The following is a 20,002-nucleotide window of genomic DNA, read 5'->3' as shown; positions in this document are numbered from 1 at the left end:
CGTTCGGCGGAACACTCCGGCCTGCGGACCCCGGACCTGCACAGGTACCCCTCCTTCCTCCCCGCCGCCGCCCTCAGCGGAGAAGCTTCGCTTCACGTATCTTCCTGTGCATGCCTTTGGAGAAGCCCCAGATCGACCGCCCGGAGGGCCCCGCGCCGTCCGACCTGGAGAAGTCCGACATCACCGTCGGCGAGGGCCAGGAGGCGAAGGCCGGCGACACCGTTTCGGTGCACTACGTCGGTGTCTCGCACTCGACCGGCGAGCAGTTCGACGCTTCGTGGGATCGCGGCGAGCCGCTCCGCTTCGGCCTTGGCAAGGGACAGGTCATCCCCGGCTGGGACCAGGGTGTCGCCGGAATGAAGGTGGGCGGCCGTCGCAAGCTGACCATCCCGCCGCACCTCGCCTACGGTGAACGCGGCGCCGGCGGCGTCATCAAGCCGAACGAGACCCTGATCTTCGTCGTCGACCTGGTCGGCGTGAACTGACCCACATTTCCGAATGTGGGCCCCGGCGGACTCAGTCCCCCGGGGCCCACATCGCACTGAACGGACTCACACAGCCTGCAAACGTCGCGCTGGTCGCGCGAACGGGTTGTCCGCGGAGTCTTCCGAGAAACCGGCGAGTTCGGCGATCTCCTCATCAGAGAGGCCTTTGGCTCGCAACGTATCGCCGATCGCCGTGATCAGTTGCGGAAGCTCGGGCGCCAAGAGATCACCGTCTGGTTCCCTCGTCTTCCATCCGCGAGCGTTCATCGACTTGTAGAAGCTGGTTCGATCTGGTGCCGAAACCTGCTTGAGGGAGTGAGCGCGCTCGAACAGCGCTTGCATCGAAACCCCCCAGACGCGCTTCAGGTCACGCAAATGCCCAAGCGTCACGGGACGAAGATCAGGCTTGATCACGTGCGCGGGCATCAAGAACTCAGCCGCGAACTCGTTGGCTTCTCGTTCGGGATCTTCGGTCGCGATCCCGTTGTGGAGCACGAGATGGCCGAGTTCGTGAGCCAAGGTCAGTCGTTTGCGATCGACCGGAGCCGCCGAGTTGACCAGCAGCACGGGGTGATCGCCGATCCACTGCGAAAGCCCATCGATACGGGAAGTGCCGAAGTCCTCTTCCAGAATCACGCAGCCGGCGGCCTCGAGCCACCGGACCAGATGCCGGACCGGCCCGACGGGCAGCCTCCATTGGGCGCGCACCATCAGAGCCGCTTCCGCCGGAGTCGTGTCGATGGGATCGAACGTGGGTACGGACTGCTCCGCCCTCATCGACACATCCTCGAACAACACCGAGACATGCAGCCGGTATGCGTTCAAGCGCGCTTCGAGCTTCCGCCACGCGGATGCCTTGGTGGTTCGCTGACGCCTCATGTGCGCGTCCACGGCGAGTGCCCCCCGGACGGCATGGTCCCGGATCAGAAAGCGTTTCGACACACCCAATGACCGCGCGAGCCTGTCCAGCACGTCGTCATCGGGCATCCGTTGATCGTTCTCGTACCGGGACAACGCTGCCTGCGTGACCTCGGCCTCGGCACAGAGATCCGCTTGCGTCAGTCCTTGGGCGCGGCGAAGTGTTTCGAGCACATCGCCGATTCCACTCACGTCGCTTCGTCCTCCTCGTCTCGGGCCAGGGCCTCGTACAAGTCGATCTGCGGCAGCGACGGATCGACGGGAGTCCAGGTGATCGACGTACCGGCGGCTCCGGATGCCCCAGCATCCACCTCGACAGCCCAGATCGCATCTTTGTCCAACCCATCGCGCAGGGACACGATTGTGCTGCCGATCACGCGCTCTTCGGGATCCCAGCGGTAACCGAAGCCCAGGCGGACCTCTTCCAATCCTTCCAGAGCATCGGACTGTGCCCAGAAGGCCAGGGCCGATTTCGTGGCGTACGACCTGACACGGTCTCGGCCCGTGTGCCGCTTCACACGAGCGCGGTACCGGAGACCGACCGTGACTTCGCGAGTGACTCCTTGATCCAGCAGCTCGACCGAGTCGACGTCGGTGAGCTCTCGGCGCAGGTGTGCCCACAGACGATCATGGATCCAGTTCGAAAGCCCGCGTTCGCTGCTGTCCGCGACCCAGCCGGGGAAGGCATCGCGATAGTCGGCCAAGTCCGCCCTTGTGGCACTCGTAGCGTCGACCAGGGCACCGACGACCTTGTCGCCAAGGTCGTGCAGCACGTCGTCGACCATCGGATATGAAAACATACCAGAAAATATACCGGCTGCGCACACGCAACTACCAGCACAAACGCAGGAACACAGGACTCGCAAAAGCTCCCATCACCGGGCCGGAGGCCGCCCCCAAAGACCAGCCGCCGCCCTAACGCACCGTGGGGGGTCCGGGGGGGCTCGCCCCCCCCCGGGAGCTGACGAGCGACGACCAACGCGAAAGAGGCCCCGTCGCGTAGCGACGGGGCCTCTGAACAAGAGTGGGCGAGGAGGGAGTTGAACCCTCACGTCCTTTCGGACACACGGACCTGAACCGTGCGCGTCTGCCATTCCGCCACTCGCCCGAGCGCTTCGTTCTCTGACAGCTCGCAAAGCGTAGCAGGCTGATTTCACGGGTTTCACCGGGGGCCGTGTCCGACTGGCCGTACCCGGATAGGATCGACGGGGAAGCACACGTGTGAGGAGGTTGCCCGGTGGGCCGCGTTGAGCGCTTTGATAGGCGGCTCGAGAACCTCGTGGGCAATACCTTCGCGCGCATGTTCGGTGGCAATGTCGTCACGCAGGAAGTGGCGGTGGCGCTTGAGCGCGAGAGCGAGGAGAACGTTCGTGAGCTGGCCGGTGGTCGACAGCTCGCCCCCAATCACTACATCGTGTCGTTGGGGCAGGCTGATCACGAACGTATGGCCGGAGACGAGCGTCGGGTCACTTCGGTGTTGGCGGAGGCGGTCAAGGAACACCTCGCCGAGCACGGATGGGACACCTATGGTGACGTCGTAGTTTCGCTCGAGCGCAACGAGGCGCTGCATACTGGACAGTTCAAGACCCGTTCGTCCGTCGATCCCGACGTCAAGCCCCACGGCGCCGAAGGTTCGTCACGGTCGGCACGACCCAGCAACGCAGGAGACCCAGCAATGAGCCAGCCCCCCGGCTACGGCCAATACGACCAGGGTGACCCGTACGGCCAGCAGGGCCAGTACGGCTACGGACAGCAGGCTGGCCAGCAGCAGCCCGGGTACGACCAGGGTTATGGCGGCCAGCAGCAGGGCGGCTACGACCAGGGTTACGGCGGTGGCGCTCAGCAGCCCGGGTACGACCAATACGCCGGCCAGCAGCAGCCCGGTTACGACCAGGCCGGCTACGGCGGCGCTCAGCAGCCCGGCTACGACCAGTACGGCGGCCAGCAGCAGCCGGGTTACGACCAGGGCGGCTATGGCGGCGGTGCCGCGCAGCAGCCGGGTTATGACCAGTACGGCGGCCAGCAGCAGCCCGGCTACGACCAGGGCGGCTACGGCGGCGGTGCCGCGCAGCCCGGATACGACCAGTACGGCGGTCAGCAGCAGCCCGGGTACGACCAGTACGGCGGTGCTCAGCAGCAGTACGGCCAGCCCGCGGCGGATCCGTACGCGCAGGGTGGCGGCTACGGTGGCCAGCCCGCGGCCGGCCGTCAGCTCGCGGCGAGCCTCCAGCTGGACGACGGATCGAACCGTTCGTACTCGCTGAAGCAGGGCGGGAACGTCGTGGGCCGTGGACAGGACGCCGATTTCCGGCTCCCGGACACCGGTGTCTCGCGTCGTCACCTGGAGATCACCTGGGACGGCCAGAGCGCGACGCTCGCGGACATCGGTTCGACCAACGGCACGACCGTCAACGGCACCCCGGTGCAGACCTGGCAGCTGGCCGACGGCGACGTGATCCGCGTGGGCCACTCGTCTCTCGTGTTCCGTACGCAGGGCTGACCGGCGGCGTCCGGAGGGGGTATCGCAGAATTGCGGTGCGGGACCTGTGGTGGATCGGCACCTCGGGTCGTACGCGGAGAGCAGCGCTGTCCGGAGCCGACCATCCCGGACGGCACGGGCTCTCCGCGGCGTACAGGAGAAACGGGAGCGGACACAACAAGTGCCAGAGCTGGTCGTTCAACTCACCAGGGTGGGCTTTCTCGTGCTGCTCTGGCTCTTCGTGTTCGCCGCGTTGCGTGTCGTCCGTTCGGATCTGTACGCGGCCTCCGGGCTGCGAGTCGCCGTCCCGACGTTCGGTCGCAAGAAGAAGGAAAACAAGAAGCCGCGCGGCGGGAAGTCGCCGCAGCAGCTGCTCGTGACCCATGGCGCGCTGGCAGGTACCAGGATCGCCTTGGACGGCAGGCCGATCCTGATCGGCCGTGCCGACGACTCGACCCTGGTGCTGGACGACGACTACGCGTCGACCCGGCACGCCCGGATCGCACTGCGCGGGGAGGATTGGTACGTGGAAGATCTGGGCTCGACGAACGGGACGTACCTCGACCGGGCTAAGGTCACGGCACCCCTCCGGGTCCCGCTCGGAGTCCCCATCCGGATCGGCAAAACGGTGATCGAGCTTCGCCCATGACTCTCGTCCTCCGCTACGCGGCTCGCAGCGACCGGGGCCTGGTGCGTTCCAGCAACCAGGACTCCGTGTACGCCGGTCCCCGCCTGCTCGCCCTCGCCGACGGCATGGGCGGTCACGCCGCGGGTGAGGTGGCCAGCAAGGTCGTCATCGCCTCCCTCGCCCCCCTCGACGACGACGATCCCAGCGACGACCTTCTCGCTCAGCTGCGTGAGGCCGTCCAGAACGGCAACGCCGCCATCGCCGAACTCGTCCAGCAGGACCCGGACCTCGACGGGATGGGCACCACCCTGACCGCCGTGCTGTTCGCCGGTTCGCGGATGGGTGTCGTGCACGTCGGCGACTCGCGGGCGTATCTGATGCGCGGCGGGCAGTTCTCGCAGATCACGCGGGACGACAGCTTCGTCAACGAACTTCTCGAACAGGGCCGGATCACGCCGGAAGAGGCCGCGGTGCACCCGCAGCGGTCGCTGCTGCTGAAGGCGCTCACCGGCCATGAGGTCGAGCCGAGCCTGACCGTGCGCGAGGCCCGCGCCGGTGACCGTTACCTGATCTGTTCGGACGGCCTGTCCGGCATGGTCAGCGACGAGACGTTGTCCGAGGCGATCCAGATCCCGGATCCGCAGGCCTGCGCGGACCGGATGATCGAGCTGGCGCTCAAGGGCGGCGGCACGGACAACGTCACGGTGATCATCGCCGACGTCGTCGACGTCGACTTCGGTGAGGACGCGCCCATCGTGGGCGGCGCCGCTGGTGACGGCAGTGACGAATTCCATCAGGGCGACTCCCCCGCCGCCCGTGCCCGCGCGCTGACCCAGCCCGCGCCGCAGCCGCGGCCGGAGGTCCAGCCCCAGCAGGAGGACCCGAAGGTCAAGCGCCGGAGGCGATTTCGCTGGCTGGCGGGAGCAGTGGTCGTCCTGATCGTGCTGGCCGCGGCGGCGATCGCCACGCGGTACTTCGTGCTGAGCCAGTACTACGTCGGCGAGGGTGCGGGTGAGGAGGTCGTGATCTACCGCGGCGTCCCCGGCAGCATCCTCGGCATCGACCTGCACGCCTACGAGCAGGGCTCGTGCCCGCCGGGCGGGCTGTGCACCGACAAGCTGCTGGTGCCGGCACTGCAGGAAGACGCGCGGATCGCGGTGAAGAACGGCGTCAAGAAGGACAACCTCGACGACGCCCGCAAGTACATCGACGACTTCCTGCGTCCGCACAAGCAGCTGGCCGACTGCAAGCAGGCCACCAGCTCGACTTCCACGCCGCCCACCGCGTCGTCGCCTCCGGTGTCGTCGTCGGCGGCAGCCCCTTCTACCCCCGCCTCGCCGAGTTCGGCGAACCAGCCAGCGGGGAGGGACTGCTCGACGCCGACCACGGCAGCACCAGGGGGCGGTAACTGATGAGCACGCCGCTCGCCGATCCGGCTTCGGCCCAGTTCGCCACGAACCCTCCGCGCGAGCTGCCCAAGCGGCGCGGGACCGAACTCGTCCTCCTGGCGTTCGCGACGTTCATCGTCACCGTCGCGCTCGTGGTGGTGGAGGCGAACCAGGAGCAGGAGCTCACCAGCTCGATCATCTGGCTGGGCCTGTCGTACCTCGGGGTGCTGACGGCGGCGCATCTGGCGGTCCGCCGCTGGGCGCCGTACGCGGATCCGGTGATCCTGCCGTGTGTCGCGCTGCTGAACGGGCTCGGCCTGGTGATGATCCACCGGATCGACCTGGCGCTCGCGGAACGCGCGATCCAGCAGGGCAAGGAGTACACGCCGGACGTCACCAAGCAGGTGCTGTTCACGGCGATCTCGCTGGTGCTGTTCGTGGTGGTGCTGGTCGTGATCAGCGATCACCGCACGCTGACGCGCTACGGCTACACCTGTGGCCTGGTCGGCATCGTGGCGCTCGCGCTGCCCGCGGTGCTGCCGTCGAGCCTGTCCGAGGTCAACGGCGCGAAGGTCTGGATCAAGCTGCCGTTCTTCTCGATCCAGCCCGGCGAGTTCGCGAAGATCCTGCTGATGATCTTCTTCGCCTCGTTCCTGGTGACGAAACGCGACCTGTTCATGGTCGCGGGCAAGCGGATCGTCGGTGTCGAGCTGCCGCGTGCCCGTGACCTCGGCCCGATCCTCATCGCGGCCGCCGCCTGCCTCGGCGTGCTGGTGTTCGAGAAGGACCTCGGGACGTCGCTGCTGTTCTTCGGCGTCACGCTGGTGATGCTGTACGTCGCCACCGAACGGGTCATCTGGGTCGTGCTGGGGGTCGGTTTCTTCGCCGCCGGCGCGATCATCGCCTACAACCTGTTCACGCACGTCCAGCAGCGCGTCCGGAACTGGATCGACCCGCTGGCCACCTACGACGACCCCGGCGGCGGCTATCAGGTCGCGCAGGGGCTGTTCGGGCTCGGCACCGGCGGGGTCGGCGGAACCGGCCTCGGCGCCGGACGGCCGGACATGGTCCCCGAAGCCAAGACGGACTTCATCACCACCGCGATCGGCGAGGAACTCGGCCTGATCGGGCTCACCGCGATGCTGATGCTGTACCTGATCCTGGCGATGCGCGGGATGCGCAGCGCACTCGCCGTGCGCGACACCTTCGGCAAACTCCTCGGCGGCGGTCTTTCGTTCGCACTGGTCATGCAGATCTTCGTCGTCGTCGGCGGCGTCACGAACTTGATCCCGAACACCGGCATCACCGCCCCGTTCCTTTCCCGCGGTGGTTCTTCACTGCTCGCGAACTACATCCTGGTGGCCCTCCTGCTCCGAATCTCCGACGCCGCCCGCAAACCCGCCGTGCGGCCGAAACCGCAGCAGCCGCAAGCGCCGCTCGCCGAAGCGCACACGGTGATGGTCCAGCGGCCGCCCGCGACCGGTGAGGGGAGCCCCGCGTGAACACCCCGCTCCGCAAGGTGGGTGTCGCCATGCTCGTCATGGTGGTGCTCCTGATGGCCAACGCCACCTACATCCAGGTGGTCAAGGCCGACGACTACCGCACCGACTCGCGCAACGTGCGTGTGCTCTACGACGAGTACTCCCGCCAGCGCGGGCTGATCGTGACGCCCGACGGCGCCGCGCTCGCGAAGGTCGACCCGTCGAACGACAAGTACAAGTTCATCCGGACCTACGCCGACGGTCCGATGTACGCGCCGGTCACCGGCTACTACTCGATCAACTACGGTGCCGGCGGTCTGGAGCGGTCCGAGGACGACGTCCTCAACGGTTCCGACCCGCGGCTGTTCGTGCGGCGCCTTTCGGACATGGTCACCGGCCGCGACCCGCGCGGCGGGAACGTGCGGCTGACGATCAACCCGGCCGTGCAGAAGGCCGCGTACGACCTGATGACGCAGAAGGGCTACACCGGCGCGGTGGTCGCGCTGGAGCCCAAGACCGGGCGCATCCTCGCCATGGTCTCGACGCCGTCGTTCGACCCGAACAAACTGGCCTCGCACACCACCAAGGAGCAGGTCGCGGCCTGGTCGCAGTGGCGCGACGACCCGAAGAAGCCGATGCTGAACCGCGCGATCTCGGAGACGTACCCGCCGGGTTCGACGGCCAAGCTGCTGGTGACTGCGGCCGCGCTCGAAGACGGCAAGACCGCGGACATGCCGGTCAGCACCGCGCCCAACGTGAAGCTCCCCGGCACGCAGACCACGCTGGAGAACTACGGCGGCGCGGCCTGCAAGGGCAGCACGCTGAAGGAAGCACTGCGGTACTCCTGCAACGTGCCCTTCGCCGAACTCGCGGGCGAGCTCGGCAAGGACAAGCTGACCGCGATGGCGAAGAACTTCGGTGTCGGCGAGGACCTGGCCGTGCCGATGCGGGTCGCCGGCTCATCCCTCGGCCCGCTCGAATCGAAGGCGGCCCTGTTCCAGAGCGCCATCGGCCAGCGCGACGTGCGGCTGACGCCCCTGCAGGACGCCCTGCTCTCGGCGACCATCGCGAACAACGGGATGGCGATGAAACCGCAGCTCGTGCAGTCGCTGCTGGCGCCGAACCTGTCGACCATCGAGGACTACACCCCGGCCGAACTGACCGGTGACGCCGCGATGTCCAGCGCGAACGCCGCGATCCTGCGCGACATGATGCTGGCGTCGGAAGAGAACACGAAGGGCGCCGGCAAACGCGGCGACATCCAGATCGCCTCCAAGACCGGCACCGCCGAGCACGGCAACGACCCGAAGAACACCCCGCCGCACGCCTGGTACACCGGGTTCGCGCCGGCGATGGACCCGAAGATCGCCGTCTCGGTGATCGTCGAGTCCGGGGGTAACCGAGGGCTCGAAGCGACCGGTGGCACCGTGGCCGCGGAGATCGGCCGCGCCGCCGTCAACGCCATGCTCGGGGGTGGATAGCGGATGCTGTCCTCGGGTCAGCTGCTGGCCGACCGGTACAAGCTGACGAACCGGATCGCCGTCGGCGGGATGGGCGAGGTCTGGCAGGCCAGTGACACGCGGCTGGACCGGACGGTCGCGGTCAAGATCCTCAAGGCGGAGCTGTCCGGCGACGCGGAGTTCCTGCACCGGTTCCGGACCGAGGCGCGGATGACGGCGTCGCTGAACCACCCCGGCATCGCCGCCGTGCACGACTACGGCGAGACGGTCGCGGACGAGCTGTCGATCGCGTATCTGGTGATGGAGCTGGTCGAAGGCGATCCGCTGGCCGCGATCATCACCCGCGAAGGGCGCCTGAACGCCGAGCGGACTTTGGACATCCTCGAGCAGGCCGGTAACGCGCTGCAGGCCGCGCACGAAACGGGTCTTGTGCACCGCGACGTCAAACCGGGCAACATCATGGTCACCCCGGCGGGCCAGGTGAAGATCACCGACTTCGGGGTCGCCAAGGCCGCCGACGCCGCGCCGGTGACCAGATCCGGCATGGTGATGGGCACCGCGCACTACATCGCCCCCGAACAGGCGCTCGGGCACAACGCCGAACCGGCGAGCGACGTCTACTCGCTCGCCGTCTGCGGCTACGAATGCCTCACCGGGCACCGGCCGTTCCTTTCGGAGAACGCGGTGACCGTCGCGATGATGCACATCCGCGACCTCCCGCCGCCGCTGCCGCCGGACGTGCCCCCCGGCGCCCGCGCGGTCATCGAGGCGACCCTGATCAAGGATCCGAGACAGCGGTACAACAGCGGCGGCGAGTTCGCGGCCGCCGTGGCCGCGGTCCGCGCCGGGCTCCCGCTGCCGACGCCGTCCGGGCTGGTCAACGTGGCCTACGCGGCAGGTCAGCCGGTGATGCCGCAGCAGGTCCCGCCCGGCCCGCATTCTCCGCCGAACCCGATGGCGGCGGTCGGACCGGCGTCGCATCCCGCGATGCACCCGGTCACCGGCCCGCCGCCGATGGCGGTCCGCCGCCTGCCCGGCAGACGGACGCAGTGGGGTTGGTGGGTGCTGCTCGCGGTGATCCTGGTCGCAGTACTGGTGGCAGGAGCCTTCCTCATCGTGAGACTGGTCGGTTCGGGCAACGGACCGCAGTCGGGCGGCGTGGAAACGAGTGAACAAGCACCGGCTCCGGGTAAGGAGTCTGAAGGTCCTTCGCCGACATCCGCGTACCCCGCGGTGCCGACGCAGGGCGGCACCGAGGAGCCGGCCGGACAGGCGAATCCAGGAATGATGAGCAGCAAACCTTGGACGGAATGGAACGGCACGCAGAGATGAGCACACCAAGACTGCTCAGCAACCGCTACGAGCTGGGCGAGACACTCGGCTACGGAGGCATGTCCGAGGTCCACCACGGCCACGACGTGCGCCTGGGCCGGGAGGTGGCGATCAAGATCCTGCGTGCCGACCTGGCGCGGGATCCCCAGTTCCAAGAACGTTTCCGTCGCGAGGCACAGAACGCGGCGGCACTGAACCACCCGGCGATCGTCGCCGTCTACGACACCGGCGAGACGAACACCGAGTTCGGCCCGCTGCCCTACATCGTCATGGAGTTCGTCGAAGGACGGACTCTGCGGGACATCGTGAAGACCGAAGGCCCGATGTCGCAGAAGCGGGCGATGGAGGTCATGGCCGACGTCTGCGCGGCGCTGGACTTCTCGCACCGGCACGGCATCGTGCACCGCGACGTCAAACCGGCGAACGTGATGATCACGAAGAACGGCGCCGTCAAGGTGATGGACTTCGGCATCGCGCGCGCCATGCACGACGGGCAGTCCGCGATGACGCAGACCGCCGCGGTGATCGGCACGGCGCAGTACCTCTCGCCGGAGCAGGCGCGCGGCGAGTCCGTCGACGCGCGTTCCGACGTCTACGCCGCCGGCTGTGTGCTGTACGAACTCATCACCGGCGAGCCGCCCTTCACCGGCGACTCCCCCGTGGCGGTGGCGTACCAGCACGTCCGGGAAGACCCGAACCCGCCTTCGTCGGTGAACCCGGCCGTGGCGCCCGAGCTCGACGCCGTCGTGCTCAAGGCGCTCGCGAAGGGCCCGGCGAACCGCTACCAGTCGTCGGCGGAGATGCGTTCGGACCTGGTCCGCACGCTGTCCGGCCAGCGGCCGTCCGCGCCCATGGTGATGTCGGAGGACGAGCGCACCCAGGTCATGGACTCCGACCGCCGGGTGCCGCAGCGCTACGACCAGTACGAGGACGAGGACGAAGACCCGGCCGCGAAGAAGAAGCGCCGTGCCTGGCTCATCGCCGGTCTCGTGGTCTCGCTGGCGGCGGTGGTGCTGCTGATCATGTGGCTGTCCAACGCGTTCAACGGCTCCGGCGCGGAGAGCAAGGCGATCCCGAAGGTGATGGGCCAGTCCGAGGCTTCGGCGAAGGACACGCTCCGCGGCGTCGGGTTCAACTCGTTCGAGCAAACCAAGAAGATCACGTGCACCGGCGAGTCCGTGAACGGCCAGCCCGCCTGCGACGAGAACCAGATCGACAAGGTCATCGCGATCAGCCCGGCCGAAGGCCAGGTGACGCCCACCACGGACAAGATCACGCTGACCGTCGGCGCGAAGCCGGGCAAGGTCAAGACGCCGGACCTCAAGGGCAAGAGCGTTGCCGAGGCCACCACGGCGCTGACCGAAGCCGGTCTGAAGCTCGGTGCGACCAGCGAGGAAGAAACCGAAGACACCAACGAGGCCGGCAAGGTCATCTCGCAGAACCCGGCTTCGCAGGCTGAGGTCGACCAAGGCTCGAAGGTCGACATCACGGTCGGCAAGTCCAAGGAACTGAAGACGGTCCCGAACTACAAGGGCAAGACGCAGGCCGAGGCCGAAGCCGGGTTGAAGGCGGCCGGGTTCACCCCGCAGGTCAACACCGTGAGCTCCGAACAGCCCAAGGGCACGGTCATCGACCAGACCCCGAACGGCGGCAAGCTGGCCGTCGGCGGTGTGGTCAAGCTTTCCGTGTCGGACGGCAGCCAGGAGACCTTCGAGATGCCGAACCTGCAGGGCATGACAGACGACCAGGCAATCCGGCAGTTGCAACAGCTCGGCTGGACGGGCAAACTGGACTCGCAAGCCGACAAGAACGGTGACCGGGACCTCGCGGGCAAGGTCAGCAAGACCAACCCGCAGGCCGGTGCGAAGATCGCGAAGAACGCGCCGATCACGCTGTTCATCGTCGAAGGCGACGAAACACCGACGACGTCGAGCTCACGAAACCTGCCGGGTTTCCCGGGCGGCTGACAGAGCTGAAAAAGGGCCCCGCACGGTTTCGTGCGGGGCCCTTTTCCGTTCAAGGGACTTCTTTTCGAGTGGCGGGGTCTCGTTCGATGCCCCCGATGTGGCATTGGAGACGCTGGACGTCCCCAATGCCACATTGGGAGCATGGCCGGCTCATGGTGAGGTCGCGGGTGGGTATCAGGCGTTGCGACGGAGCAGGTATCCGACGGTCGTCGCGCTCAGCAGCAAGGCGGCGACCGCCGCCACCACGGCCACCGCGAACGGGCCCGCCAGCGGTAGTTGCGAGGTGAGGGCACGCAACAGCGGATTGGCCAGCGGCAGCCATTTCACCAGGAGCACGGCCGCGAGCGCGAAGACCGCCGCCAGGACGGACCAGCCGACGCGCGGCACCAGCAGCCGCGAACAGGGCAGGCCGATCGCGATCCCGAACAGCGCGCACAACGCGTGCGCCGCGGCGCCGAGGGCGAGGCTGCCGATCGGGAAGCCGCCGGACCGGAAGCCCGACCACGCCAGCGTCACGACGATCAGCACGGTCGCGCAACCGAAGACCGCCAGTGTGGCGCCGGCGAGGACGGATCGCCAGCGTCGTGCGTGGCTGAAGGTGACGAGCCGCTGGACCGGGTCTTCGACGTCGAGCATCGCGATGGTCAGCCAGCACGAGACCACCAGGAGCGAACCCGCGCTGATCCCGTACTGCGGCAGCAGCGGCGACTTCGGATCCGTGTAGAGCACGGTGTTGACCGCGAGGTAGGCGAGGATCGCGGGGAGATAGCGCTGGGAATGGCCGAGCAGCGCGAGGTGATAGCGGGTCATCGCGAGCACGGCGCCACCTCCCTGACCGAGAAGCCGCGGTTGAGCGCGCACAGCAGGACGGCGTCCGTCTGCCCCGCTTCGACCATCAGGACGACCTTCTCGCCCTCGGTCTCGGCCTGGCGGACGCCGGGTTCCGAAGACCAGTCGCCACCGGGTCCGTGAAGGACGATCCTCGTCGCGCTTTCGAGCCTGGTTTCGACACGGGTCAGGAAGCCGTCGTCCATCCGGTAGACGTCGTCGGCGTGGGCGTGCACGACGGCCGCGCGGTGGTCGGTGAAGACCACACTCGCGCCCCGTTCCTTGGTCTCGGCGACGATTTCGCCGAGCACCGCGTGTGCTTCGACGTCGAGCCCGGACCAGGGCTCGTCGAGGATCAGCAGTTCCGGCTCGGCCAAGACGGCCTGGGCGAGACCGACCTTCTGGGCGTTGCCCTTCGACAGGGTCCGCAGCGGCGCGTCCGGCCCGCCGACCAGCGCCAGCCTGTCCAGCAAGGGATCGATTGCCGACAAGTCGGCCAGACCGTCGATGCGGGCCATATGCCGCAGGTACGCCCTGGCACTCATCCGCTGTCCCGCCGGGAAACGGTCGGGCAGGTAGCCGACGCGCGGACTGCCCACGACGGCTCCCGAGGTCTGACGGGAGAGGGCGCCAAGGATCCTGAGCAGCGTCGACTTTCCCGAGCCGTTCGAGCCGAGGACGCCGACGACGCGGCCCGCCTGGACGTCGAGGTCGACGTCGACGAGCACGGGTTCACCGCGGCCGTAGCGCTTCCCGACTCGTTCGAGCCGGATCAGCGACGTCACGCAGCAGCGGCCTTCTGCAGCGCGCGGGTCGCCTGTTCGAGTTCGTTGACCGTGGCTTCGGGGACCGGGTGCCCGGCGGAAGCCATCCAGTTCGCCAGCATCCGGTGCCCGCCCTGGGTGAGCACGGACTCGGGGTGGAACTGGACGCCTTCGAGCGGCAGTTCACGGTGCCGCATGCCCATCACGACCCCGGACTCGGTGCGGCCTGTGATCTCGAACACGGCGTCGTCGATGGTTTCGGGCAAAACGGTCAGCGAGTGGTACCGCGTGGCGGTGAATTCCGCGGGGAGTCCGGCGAGGATCCCTTCGCCCGAATGGTGGACTTGACTGGTCTTGCCGTGCAGCAGTTCCGGGGCGCGGTCGACGGTGGCGCCGAAGACGACACCGAGGGCCTGATGGCCGAGGCAGACGCCGAGCATCGGGATCCGCTTCTCGGCGCATTCGCGGACGACGTCCATGCTCTGACCAGCGCGTTCCGGGGTGCCGGGGCCGGGAGAGACGAGCACCGCGTCGAACTCGGCGAGCTTGTCGATCTCCACCACGTCGTTACGCCAGACGGTGCAGTCGGCGCCGAGCTGGGCCAGGTACTGGACCAGGTTGTAGACAAAACTGTCGTAGTTGTCGACGACGAGCACGCGCATGAAGCCAGCTTAGCGGCTCCCACCAGGTGGACCGTACGCCAGATCACAATGATTGTTAGGGCTGCCTAACTTACCGTGGTAGGAGTGAGCCGTTCTCTTCGTGTAGCCATCGTGGGTGCCGGTCCGGCCGGTATCTACGCCGCCGACATCCTCGACAAGTCCGACGCTGACGTGACGATCGACCTGTTCGAGCGCATGCCGGCGCCGTTCGGGCTGATCCGGTACGGCGTCGCGCCCGACCACCCCCGGATCAAGGGCATCGTCACCGCCCTGCACAAGGTCCTCGACAAGCCGAACATCCGGCTGCTGGGCAACGTCGACTACGGGACCGACCTCAAACTCGACGACCTGCGCCAGTTCTACGACGCGGTGATCTTCTCGACCGGCGCCATGGCCGACCGCGCACTGGACATCCCCGGGATCGACCTCGACGGCAGCTACGGCGCCGCGGACTTCGTGTCCTGGTACGACGGGCACCCGGACGTGCCGCGCACCTGGCCGCTGAACGCGACGTCGGTCGCCGTCCTCGGCGTCGGGAACGTGGCGCTCGACGTGGCGCGGATCCTCGCGAAGACCGCGGACGAGCTGCTCAGCACCGACATCCCGGACAACGTCTACCAGGGCCTGAAGGCCAGCCCGGTCACCGACGTGCACGTGTTCGGCCGCCGTGGCCCGGCGCAGGCGAAGTTCACGCCGCTGGAGCTGCGCGAGCTGGACCACTCGCCGAACGTCGAGGTCATCGTCTACCCCGAGGACATCGAGTTCGACGAGGGCAGCATCGCCGCGCTGCGGGCGTCGAAGCAGATCGACATGGTCGTGAAGACGCTGCAGGAGTGGGCGATCCGCGACCAGGGCGACCGGCCGAAGCGGCTGCACCTGCACTTCCTGCACTCGCCCTGCGAGATCGTCGGCGAGGACGGCAAGGTCACCGGCCTCCGTACCGAACGCACCGAACTGACCGGTGACGGCAACGTGCGCGGCACCGGCGAGTTCCACGACTGGGACGTCCAGGCCGTCTACCGCGCGGTGGGTTACCTGTCGTCGCATCTGCCGGAGATCCCGTTCGACCACACCACCGGGACCGTGCCGAACCAGGCGGGCCGGGTGCTGGACATCGACGAGGACCAGGTGCCGGGCGTCTACGTGACCGGCTGGATCAAACGCGGTCCGGTCGGCCTCATCGGCCACACCAAGGGCGACGCGGCCGAAACGATCGCGAGCCTGCTGGCCGACGCCGACGCCCTGGCGGCCCCGGCCGTCGACGACCCCGACGCGATCCTCGGTTTCCTGACCGAACGCGGCGTTCCCTTCACCACCTGGGAAGGCTGGGGCAAGCTCGACGCCCACGAGAAGGCCCTCGGTGTCCCGCACGGCCGGGAACGCGTGAAGGTCGTGGAGCGCGACGAGATGACTCGGATCTCCAGGGACTGAACCCGTTCCGTGAGGGCCTCCTTCCCTACGCTCAAGGTAGGGAAGGAGGCCCTCACGGCGAGCCCAGGTAGGCCAAAACCGCCAGGACCCGGCGGTTGGTGTCGTCCGAAGCGACGATGCCGAGTTTCGCGAAGATGTTCGCGGTGTGTTTCCCCACCGCCCCCTCACTGAAGTGCAGCCGTCCGGCGATGGCGGCGTTGGAACAGCCTTCGGCCATCAAGCCGAGCACCTCGCGTTCGCGTGGGGTCAGCGCCGCGAGGGGGTCGGAGGCGTTGCCCGCCACCAGTTTCGCGATCACCTCGGGGTCCATCGCGGTCCCGCCGCCCGCCACGCGCCGCACCGCGTCGATGAACTGGTCCGCGTTGAAGACCCGGTCCTTCAACAGGTAGCCGATCGCGCCGGCGCCGTCGGCCAGCAATTCCCGCGCGTAGAGCTGCTCGACGTGTTGTGACAGCACGAGAATCGGCAGTCCGGGGATGTCGCGCCGCACCGCCAGCGAAACCTGGAGGCCCTCGTCGGTGAGCGTCGGCGGCATCCGGACGTCGACGACCGAAACGTCCGGCCGGTGCGTGCGCAGCGCGTGCTCCAGTTCCGGCCCGGTCCCGACCGCCTCGACGACGTCGAAACCGTGCGCGGTCAGCAGATGCGTCAGGCCGTCTCGGAGGAGGTACTGGTCCTCGGCGACGACGCATCGGGGTCGAGCTGGCACGGGATCTCCATGGTCGCCTTCGTCGGCCCGCCGGGCGGGCTGGTCAGAGCAAAAGTACCGTCGAACGCGCCCAGCCTGCGTTCGATCCCGCGGATCCCGCTCCCCCGGGCCGCGTTCGCGCCGCCCTTGCCGTCGTCGGTCACCTCGATCCGCAGCAGACCGTCTTCGTAGCCCAGTTCGATCGACACTCGTCGCGCCTCGCCGTGTTTCGCGGCGTTGCCCAGCAACTCGCTGACCGCGAAGTACGCGCACGCCTCAGCTGATTGCTCCAGCCGGGGCAGGACGCCGTTCACCGAAGCCCGCATCGGGCTGTCCAGAGCCATCGCCCGTACCGCGTCACCGAGTCCCCGCTCGGACAACACCGGCGGGTGAATCCCGCGCACCAGCAGCCGCAACTCGGTCAGCGTCTCGGACGACGTCCGCCGGAGCTCGGCGGCCAGCCGTTTCGCCGCGGCCGGATCGCTGTCGATCAGCGCTTCGACCGCGCCCAGCTTCATTCCCAGCGCGACCAGCCGCGACTGGACCCCGTCGTGCAGGTCCCGCTCGATGCGCCGGAGCTCGGCGGCCTGCGCGACCGACGCGTCGGTCCGTGTCTGCTTCAGTCGTTCGACGCGCTGTTCCAGCCGCGAAGCCTCTGTCGGACCCAGCAGCAGCTTCGCGAAGCGCGCTCCTTGACGGGCGAGCCACGGCGTCGCGGTCAGCCCGGCGACGAAGGCCGCCACCGCGACGGGAGTCAGGGCGAGCGCTTGCCCGTGCGTGGTCGCCTCGGGCAATCCGGCCATCGAGAACCAGTTCGTGGTCGACCACGAGATGCCCGTCCACTGGCCGATCGGCCGCCAGACCCACAGTGCCAGCAGGCCCCAGAAGCCGAAGAACACCAGCGCCGCCGTCGGCAGCACCATCAGCAGCAGCACCACGGAGTTGACCACCGCGGCCGCCAGGTCGCGCCAGGTCGCGCGGTCGGAGATCGCCCAGCGGAAGCGCGCCAGCCGCGCCGGCCACCACGGCGTGTCGTACAGCTGCCGCCGGTGCTGGTACATCCCGTCCGCCCGCGGAACGGGGAACGGGGGCTCCGGCAGATACGGGCGGTCGATCCGCACGCCGGTCCAGTTCTTGGCCTCGCGGCGCAGGGTGTCGGTCACCGTGCGACCGGCGACGACCATCGTCGGGAACAGCGGCGACGGCCAGATCAGGGCGAACAGCGTCGGGAACACCATCCCGAGCTGCGCGGCCGAAAGCGCGAACAGGCCCAGCTGGAACCCCAGCGCCTTCAGCCTGCTCTTGACCCAGCCGTCCCGGTCGCGGGCCGGGCGGGGGCCGAGCCACCAGCGCGTCCACTTCCCGTACAGCCGGAGCGCGCGCGGCCCGGCCACCAGGACCGCGGGCACGAGCAGCAAGCCCGCGAGCGGATTCCACAGCTGCCAGCCGAGGTCGCGACCGGTCGCCGGATCGTCGGAAATCCACTCGAACCGTTTGGTCCACCGGATGAACCAGGACCGCTTGAACAGGCTGTTCCCTTCGCGGTACCAGCCGTCGCGCTCGCGTTCCGGCTCCGGCGGCGCCGGCCGATAGGGCGGCTCGACCTCGATCCCGCACCAGCGCCCGGACAGTCGCCGGGTGAGCGCGGCTCGCGGACGTGTCCCTTCGAGCGCCAGTGTGTAGGCGAAGACCAAGCCGACACAGAGCAGGCAGAAACCCACCAGTTCGAGCAGCAGGTCCAGCCAGCTCACCAGTGCCAAGGCCGCGAGCACGAAGCCCCGGCGCACTGAGGTGAGGTGGGTGCGGATCATGCGACGAAGTCTTCCCCACCATCCCGGCGGGCACAGTGACCGCAGGCCCCCGATCAGGGTGGGTCCAGCACCACCCCGGGTGTGGCTTCAGCACCATTCTGGCCAAGTCCCTTGCGCCATAACGTTTTTCGCATGCCACTCATCGAAGTCACCAACCTCCGCAAGACGTACGGGGAGCGCGTCGCGGTCGACGACGTTTCGTTCCACGTGGAACAGGGCGAGATCTTCGGGATCCTCGGGACCAACGGCGCGGGCAAGACCACCACCGTCGAATGCCTCCAGGGATTGCGCTCGCCGGACTCCGGCACCATGTCGGTCCTCGGCCTCGACCCCGGCAAGGACCACGGCGCCCTCCGGCAGCGCCTCGGCTCGCAGCTCCAAGAGAGCAGCCTTCCGGACAAGATCAAGGTCCATGAGGCGCTCGACCTCTACGCGTCCTTCTACGCGAACCCCGCCGACACCGGCGACCTGCTCGCGAAACTCGGTCTCACCGGGCAGCGGAACCAGTACTTCGGCAAGCTCTCCGGCGGGCAGAAGCAGCGTGTTTCGATCGCGCTCGCGCTGGTCGGCCGCCCCGAGGTCGCCGTCCTCGACGAGCTCACCACCGGCCTGGACCCGCACGCCCGCCGCGACACCTGGAAGCTCGTCGAGACCGTCCGCGACGCCGGCGTCACCGTCCTTCTCGTCACGCACTTCATGGACGAGGCCGAGCGCCTTTGCGACCGCCTCGCGATCTTCGACGCCGGGCGAGTGGTCGCCACCGGCACCCCCGGCGAACTCCGTGACCGCGCCGGTAAATCGACTTTGGACGAAGCCTTCGTGTCCCTGACCGGCCGCGACTGATCGAGGAGACGAAAAATGAACACCCTCGCCAAGATCACTCTCACCGAAACGAAACTCGCCCTCCGCACGCCGGGCTTCGTCATCGGCGGACTCGTGTTGCCGACGGCCATCACGGCCGTGCTCGGGGTGATCCCCGGCATCCGCGCGGAAAGCGGGACGACGACGGGCATGCGCTTCCTGGACGCCTGGGTCCCGTCGATGATCGTGCTCACCATGGCCATGATGGGCCTGCAATCGATTCCCGGGATCATCGCGTCCTACCGCGAACAGGGCATCCTCCGCCGCTACGCCACCACGCCGGTGCACCCGGTCCAGCTGCTGGTGGCACAGCTGATCATCAACGTCACCGTGACGATCGGCGGGGTCGGCATCCTCCTGGTGACGGCGGGCGTCGTCTTCGACGTTCCCAGCCCGCGTCACCCGCTCGGCTTCCTGCTGACGTTCGTCCTCGGCACGATCGCGATCTTCGGTCTCGGCCTGATCGCCGCGGCGGTCGCCAAGACCAGCCGCGCCGCGGGAGGGATCGCGATGATCGCCTACGTCCCGGTCATGTTCCTCGGCGGCGTCTGGCTGCCGCGTCCGTTGCTTCCGGAGGCCATCCGGGACCTCGGCGCGTACATCCCGCCGGGCGTCAAAGCCCTCGAAGACGCCTGGACCGGCACGGGCGCCCAGCCGCTGCAACTCGCCGTTCTGGCGGCTTTCGCGGTGGGCAGTTGTGTCGTGGCGGCGAAGCTCTTTCGCTGGGAGTGACGACGGCTTCCGCCAAAGTGGTGATGATGATCGTTTTCTCTTGTGGCTTGGCCCGCGGGTGAGTAGTCAGGAAGACGGCCCACGTTC

At 68.1% G+C, this 20,002-nt stretch carries 18 protein-coding genes and 1 tRNA gene; 11 read left to right on the top strand and 8 right to left on the bottom strand.

Annotated elements, in window-relative coordinates; genetic code table 11:
* Positions 1–110 precede the first annotated feature (110 nt).
* The gene (locus ACIHAO_RS02680; protein WP_396554416.1) at positions 111–485 is read left to right on the top strand and encodes an FKBP-type peptidyl-prolyl cis-trans isomerase; all 375 of its coding nucleotides are present in this window, start codon (positions 111–113) and stop codon (positions 483–485) included.
* A 66-nt stretch (positions 486–551) separates the two neighbouring features.
* On the opposite strand, the gene ACIHAO_RS02675 is transcribed toward ACIHAO_RS02680, so the two are convergent.
* The 3 genes from ACIHAO_RS02675 to ACIHAO_RS02665 all read right to left on the bottom strand — a co-directional run bounded on the left by ACIHAO_RS02675 (position 552) and on the right by ACIHAO_RS02665 (position 2,511).
* Complete coding sequence (locus ACIHAO_RS02675; protein ID WP_396554415.1) at positions 552–1,595, bottom strand: helix-turn-helix domain-containing protein; 1,044 nt, start codon at positions 1,593–1,595, stop codon at positions 552–554.
* Positions 1,592–2,188, bottom strand: coding sequence for a hypothetical protein (locus tag ACIHAO_RS02670; protein ID WP_396554414.1), 597 nt, complete (start codon positions 2,186–2,188; stop codon positions 1,592–1,594). The genes ACIHAO_RS02675 and ACIHAO_RS02670 overlap by 4 nt, the downstream gene beginning before the upstream one ends.
* Before the next feature lie 240 nt (positions 2,189–2,428).
* Positions 2,429–2,511: transfer RNA gene (locus ACIHAO_RS02665), tRNA-Leu, on the bottom strand.
* A 129-nt stretch (positions 2,512–2,640) separates the two neighbouring features.
* Here ACIHAO_RS02665 and ACIHAO_RS02660 point away from each other — a divergent pair.
* The 7 genes from ACIHAO_RS02660 (at position 2,641) to pknB (ending at position 12,138) form a co-directional block, all read left to right on the top strand.
* Positions 2,641–3,903 (top strand): DUF3662 and FHA domain-containing protein, encoded by a 1,263-nt coding sequence (locus ACIHAO_RS02660; protein WP_396554413.1) that lies wholly within the window; start codon positions 2,641–2,643, stop codon positions 3,901–3,903.
* A 160-nt stretch (positions 3,904–4,063) separates the two neighbouring features.
* Positions 4,064–4,531 (top strand): FHA domain-containing protein, encoded by a 468-nt coding sequence (locus ACIHAO_RS02655; protein WP_007030429.1) that lies wholly within the window; start codon positions 4,064–4,066, stop codon positions 4,529–4,531.
* Entirely contained in the window at positions 4,528–5,922 is a 1,395-nt protein-coding gene (locus tag ACIHAO_RS02650) for a PP2C family serine/threonine-protein phosphatase (protein WP_125790646.1), read from the top strand. Before ACIHAO_RS02655 ends, ACIHAO_RS02650 begins: the two co-directional genes overlap by 4 nt.
* Complete coding sequence (locus ACIHAO_RS02645) at positions 5,922–7,400, top strand: FtsW/RodA/SpoVE family cell cycle protein (protein ID WP_396554412.1); 1,479 nt, start codon at positions 5,922–5,924, stop codon at positions 7,398–7,400. The genes ACIHAO_RS02650 and ACIHAO_RS02645 overlap by 1 nt, the downstream gene beginning before the upstream one ends.
* Positions 7,397–8,860, top strand: coding sequence for a peptidoglycan D,D-transpeptidase FtsI family protein (locus ACIHAO_RS02640; protein ID WP_396554411.1), 1,464 nt, complete (start codon positions 7,397–7,399; stop codon positions 8,858–8,860). Before ACIHAO_RS02645 ends, ACIHAO_RS02640 begins: the two co-directional genes overlap by 4 nt.
* Before the next feature lie 3 nt (positions 8,861–8,863).
* Positions 8,864–10,171, top strand: coding sequence for a protein kinase (locus tag ACIHAO_RS02635; protein ID WP_396554410.1), 1,308 nt, complete (start codon positions 8,864–8,866; stop codon positions 10,169–10,171).
* Complete coding sequence (pknB, locus tag ACIHAO_RS02630; protein WP_396554409.1) at positions 10,168–12,138, top strand: Stk1 family PASTA domain-containing Ser/Thr kinase; 1,971 nt, start codon at positions 10,168–10,170, stop codon at positions 12,136–12,138. The genes ACIHAO_RS02635 and pknB overlap by 4 nt, the downstream gene beginning before the upstream one ends.
* A gap of 174 nt (positions 12,139–12,312) precedes the next feature.
* Here pknB and ACIHAO_RS02625 read toward each other — a convergent pair whose 3' ends face one another.
* From ACIHAO_RS02625 to ACIHAO_RS02615, 3 genes are read right to left on the bottom strand one after another with little or no spacing between them, the layout of a single operon-like run.
* On the bottom strand, positions 12,313–12,957 hold the full coding sequence (locus ACIHAO_RS02625) for a hypothetical protein (protein ID WP_396554408.1): 645 nt from the start codon (positions 12,955–12,957) through the stop codon (positions 12,313–12,315).
* Positions 12,945–13,751: an ATP-binding cassette domain-containing protein gene (locus tag ACIHAO_RS02620; protein ID WP_396554407.1), complete on the bottom strand. Its 807-nt coding sequence runs from the start codon at positions 13,749–13,751 to the stop codon at positions 12,945–12,947. Before ACIHAO_RS02620 ends, ACIHAO_RS02625 begins: the two co-directional genes overlap by 13 nt.
* On the bottom strand, positions 13,748–14,392 hold the full coding sequence (locus ACIHAO_RS02615; protein WP_396554406.1) for an aminodeoxychorismate/anthranilate synthase component II: 645 nt from the start codon (positions 14,390–14,392) through the stop codon (positions 13,748–13,750). Before ACIHAO_RS02615 ends, ACIHAO_RS02620 begins: the two co-directional genes overlap by 4 nt.
* 111 nt (positions 14,393–14,503) lie before the next feature.
* Between ACIHAO_RS02615 and ACIHAO_RS02610 the strand changes: the two genes are divergently transcribed.
* Entirely contained in the window at positions 14,504–15,823 is a 1,320-nt protein-coding gene (locus ACIHAO_RS02610; RefSeq protein ID WP_396554787.1) for an FAD-dependent oxidoreductase, read from the top strand.
* 52 nt (positions 15,824–15,875) lie between these two features.
* Here ACIHAO_RS02610 and ACIHAO_RS02605 read toward each other — a convergent pair whose 3' ends face one another.
* Positions 15,876–16,532, bottom strand: coding sequence for a response regulator (locus ACIHAO_RS02605; RefSeq protein ID WP_396554405.1), 657 nt, complete (start codon positions 16,530–16,532; stop codon positions 15,876–15,878).
* A complete protein-coding gene (locus ACIHAO_RS02600) occupies positions 16,472–18,322 on the bottom strand; it encodes a sensor histidine kinase (RefSeq protein WP_396554404.1) in 1,851 nt (616 codons plus the stop codon). Before ACIHAO_RS02600 ends, ACIHAO_RS02605 begins: the two co-directional genes overlap by 61 nt.
* Positions 18,323–18,454: 132 nt before the next feature.
* Here ACIHAO_RS02600 and ACIHAO_RS02595 point away from each other — a divergent pair, with 132 nt between their 5' ends.
* On the top strand, positions 18,455–19,165 hold the full coding sequence (locus ACIHAO_RS02595) for an ABC transporter ATP-binding protein (protein WP_396554403.1): 711 nt from the start codon (positions 18,455–18,457) through the stop codon (positions 19,163–19,165).
* A gap of 15 nt (positions 19,166–19,180) precedes the next feature.
* The gene (locus ACIHAO_RS02590; RefSeq protein ID WP_396554402.1) at positions 19,181–19,915 is read left to right on the top strand and encodes an ABC transporter permease; all 735 of its coding nucleotides are present in this window, start codon (positions 19,181–19,183) and stop codon (positions 19,913–19,915) included.
* The last annotated feature ends 87 nt before the right edge of the window (positions 19,916–20,002 follow it).

The sequence above is a fragment of the Amycolatopsis sp. NPDC052450 genome, assembly GCF_044547565.1.
Lineage (GTDB): Bacteria > Actinomycetota > Actinomycetes > Mycobacteriales > Pseudonocardiaceae > Amycolatopsis.
Note: the sequence above shows the minus strand (reverse complement) of the source record. Positions and strands in the feature narration are given on the sequence as shown.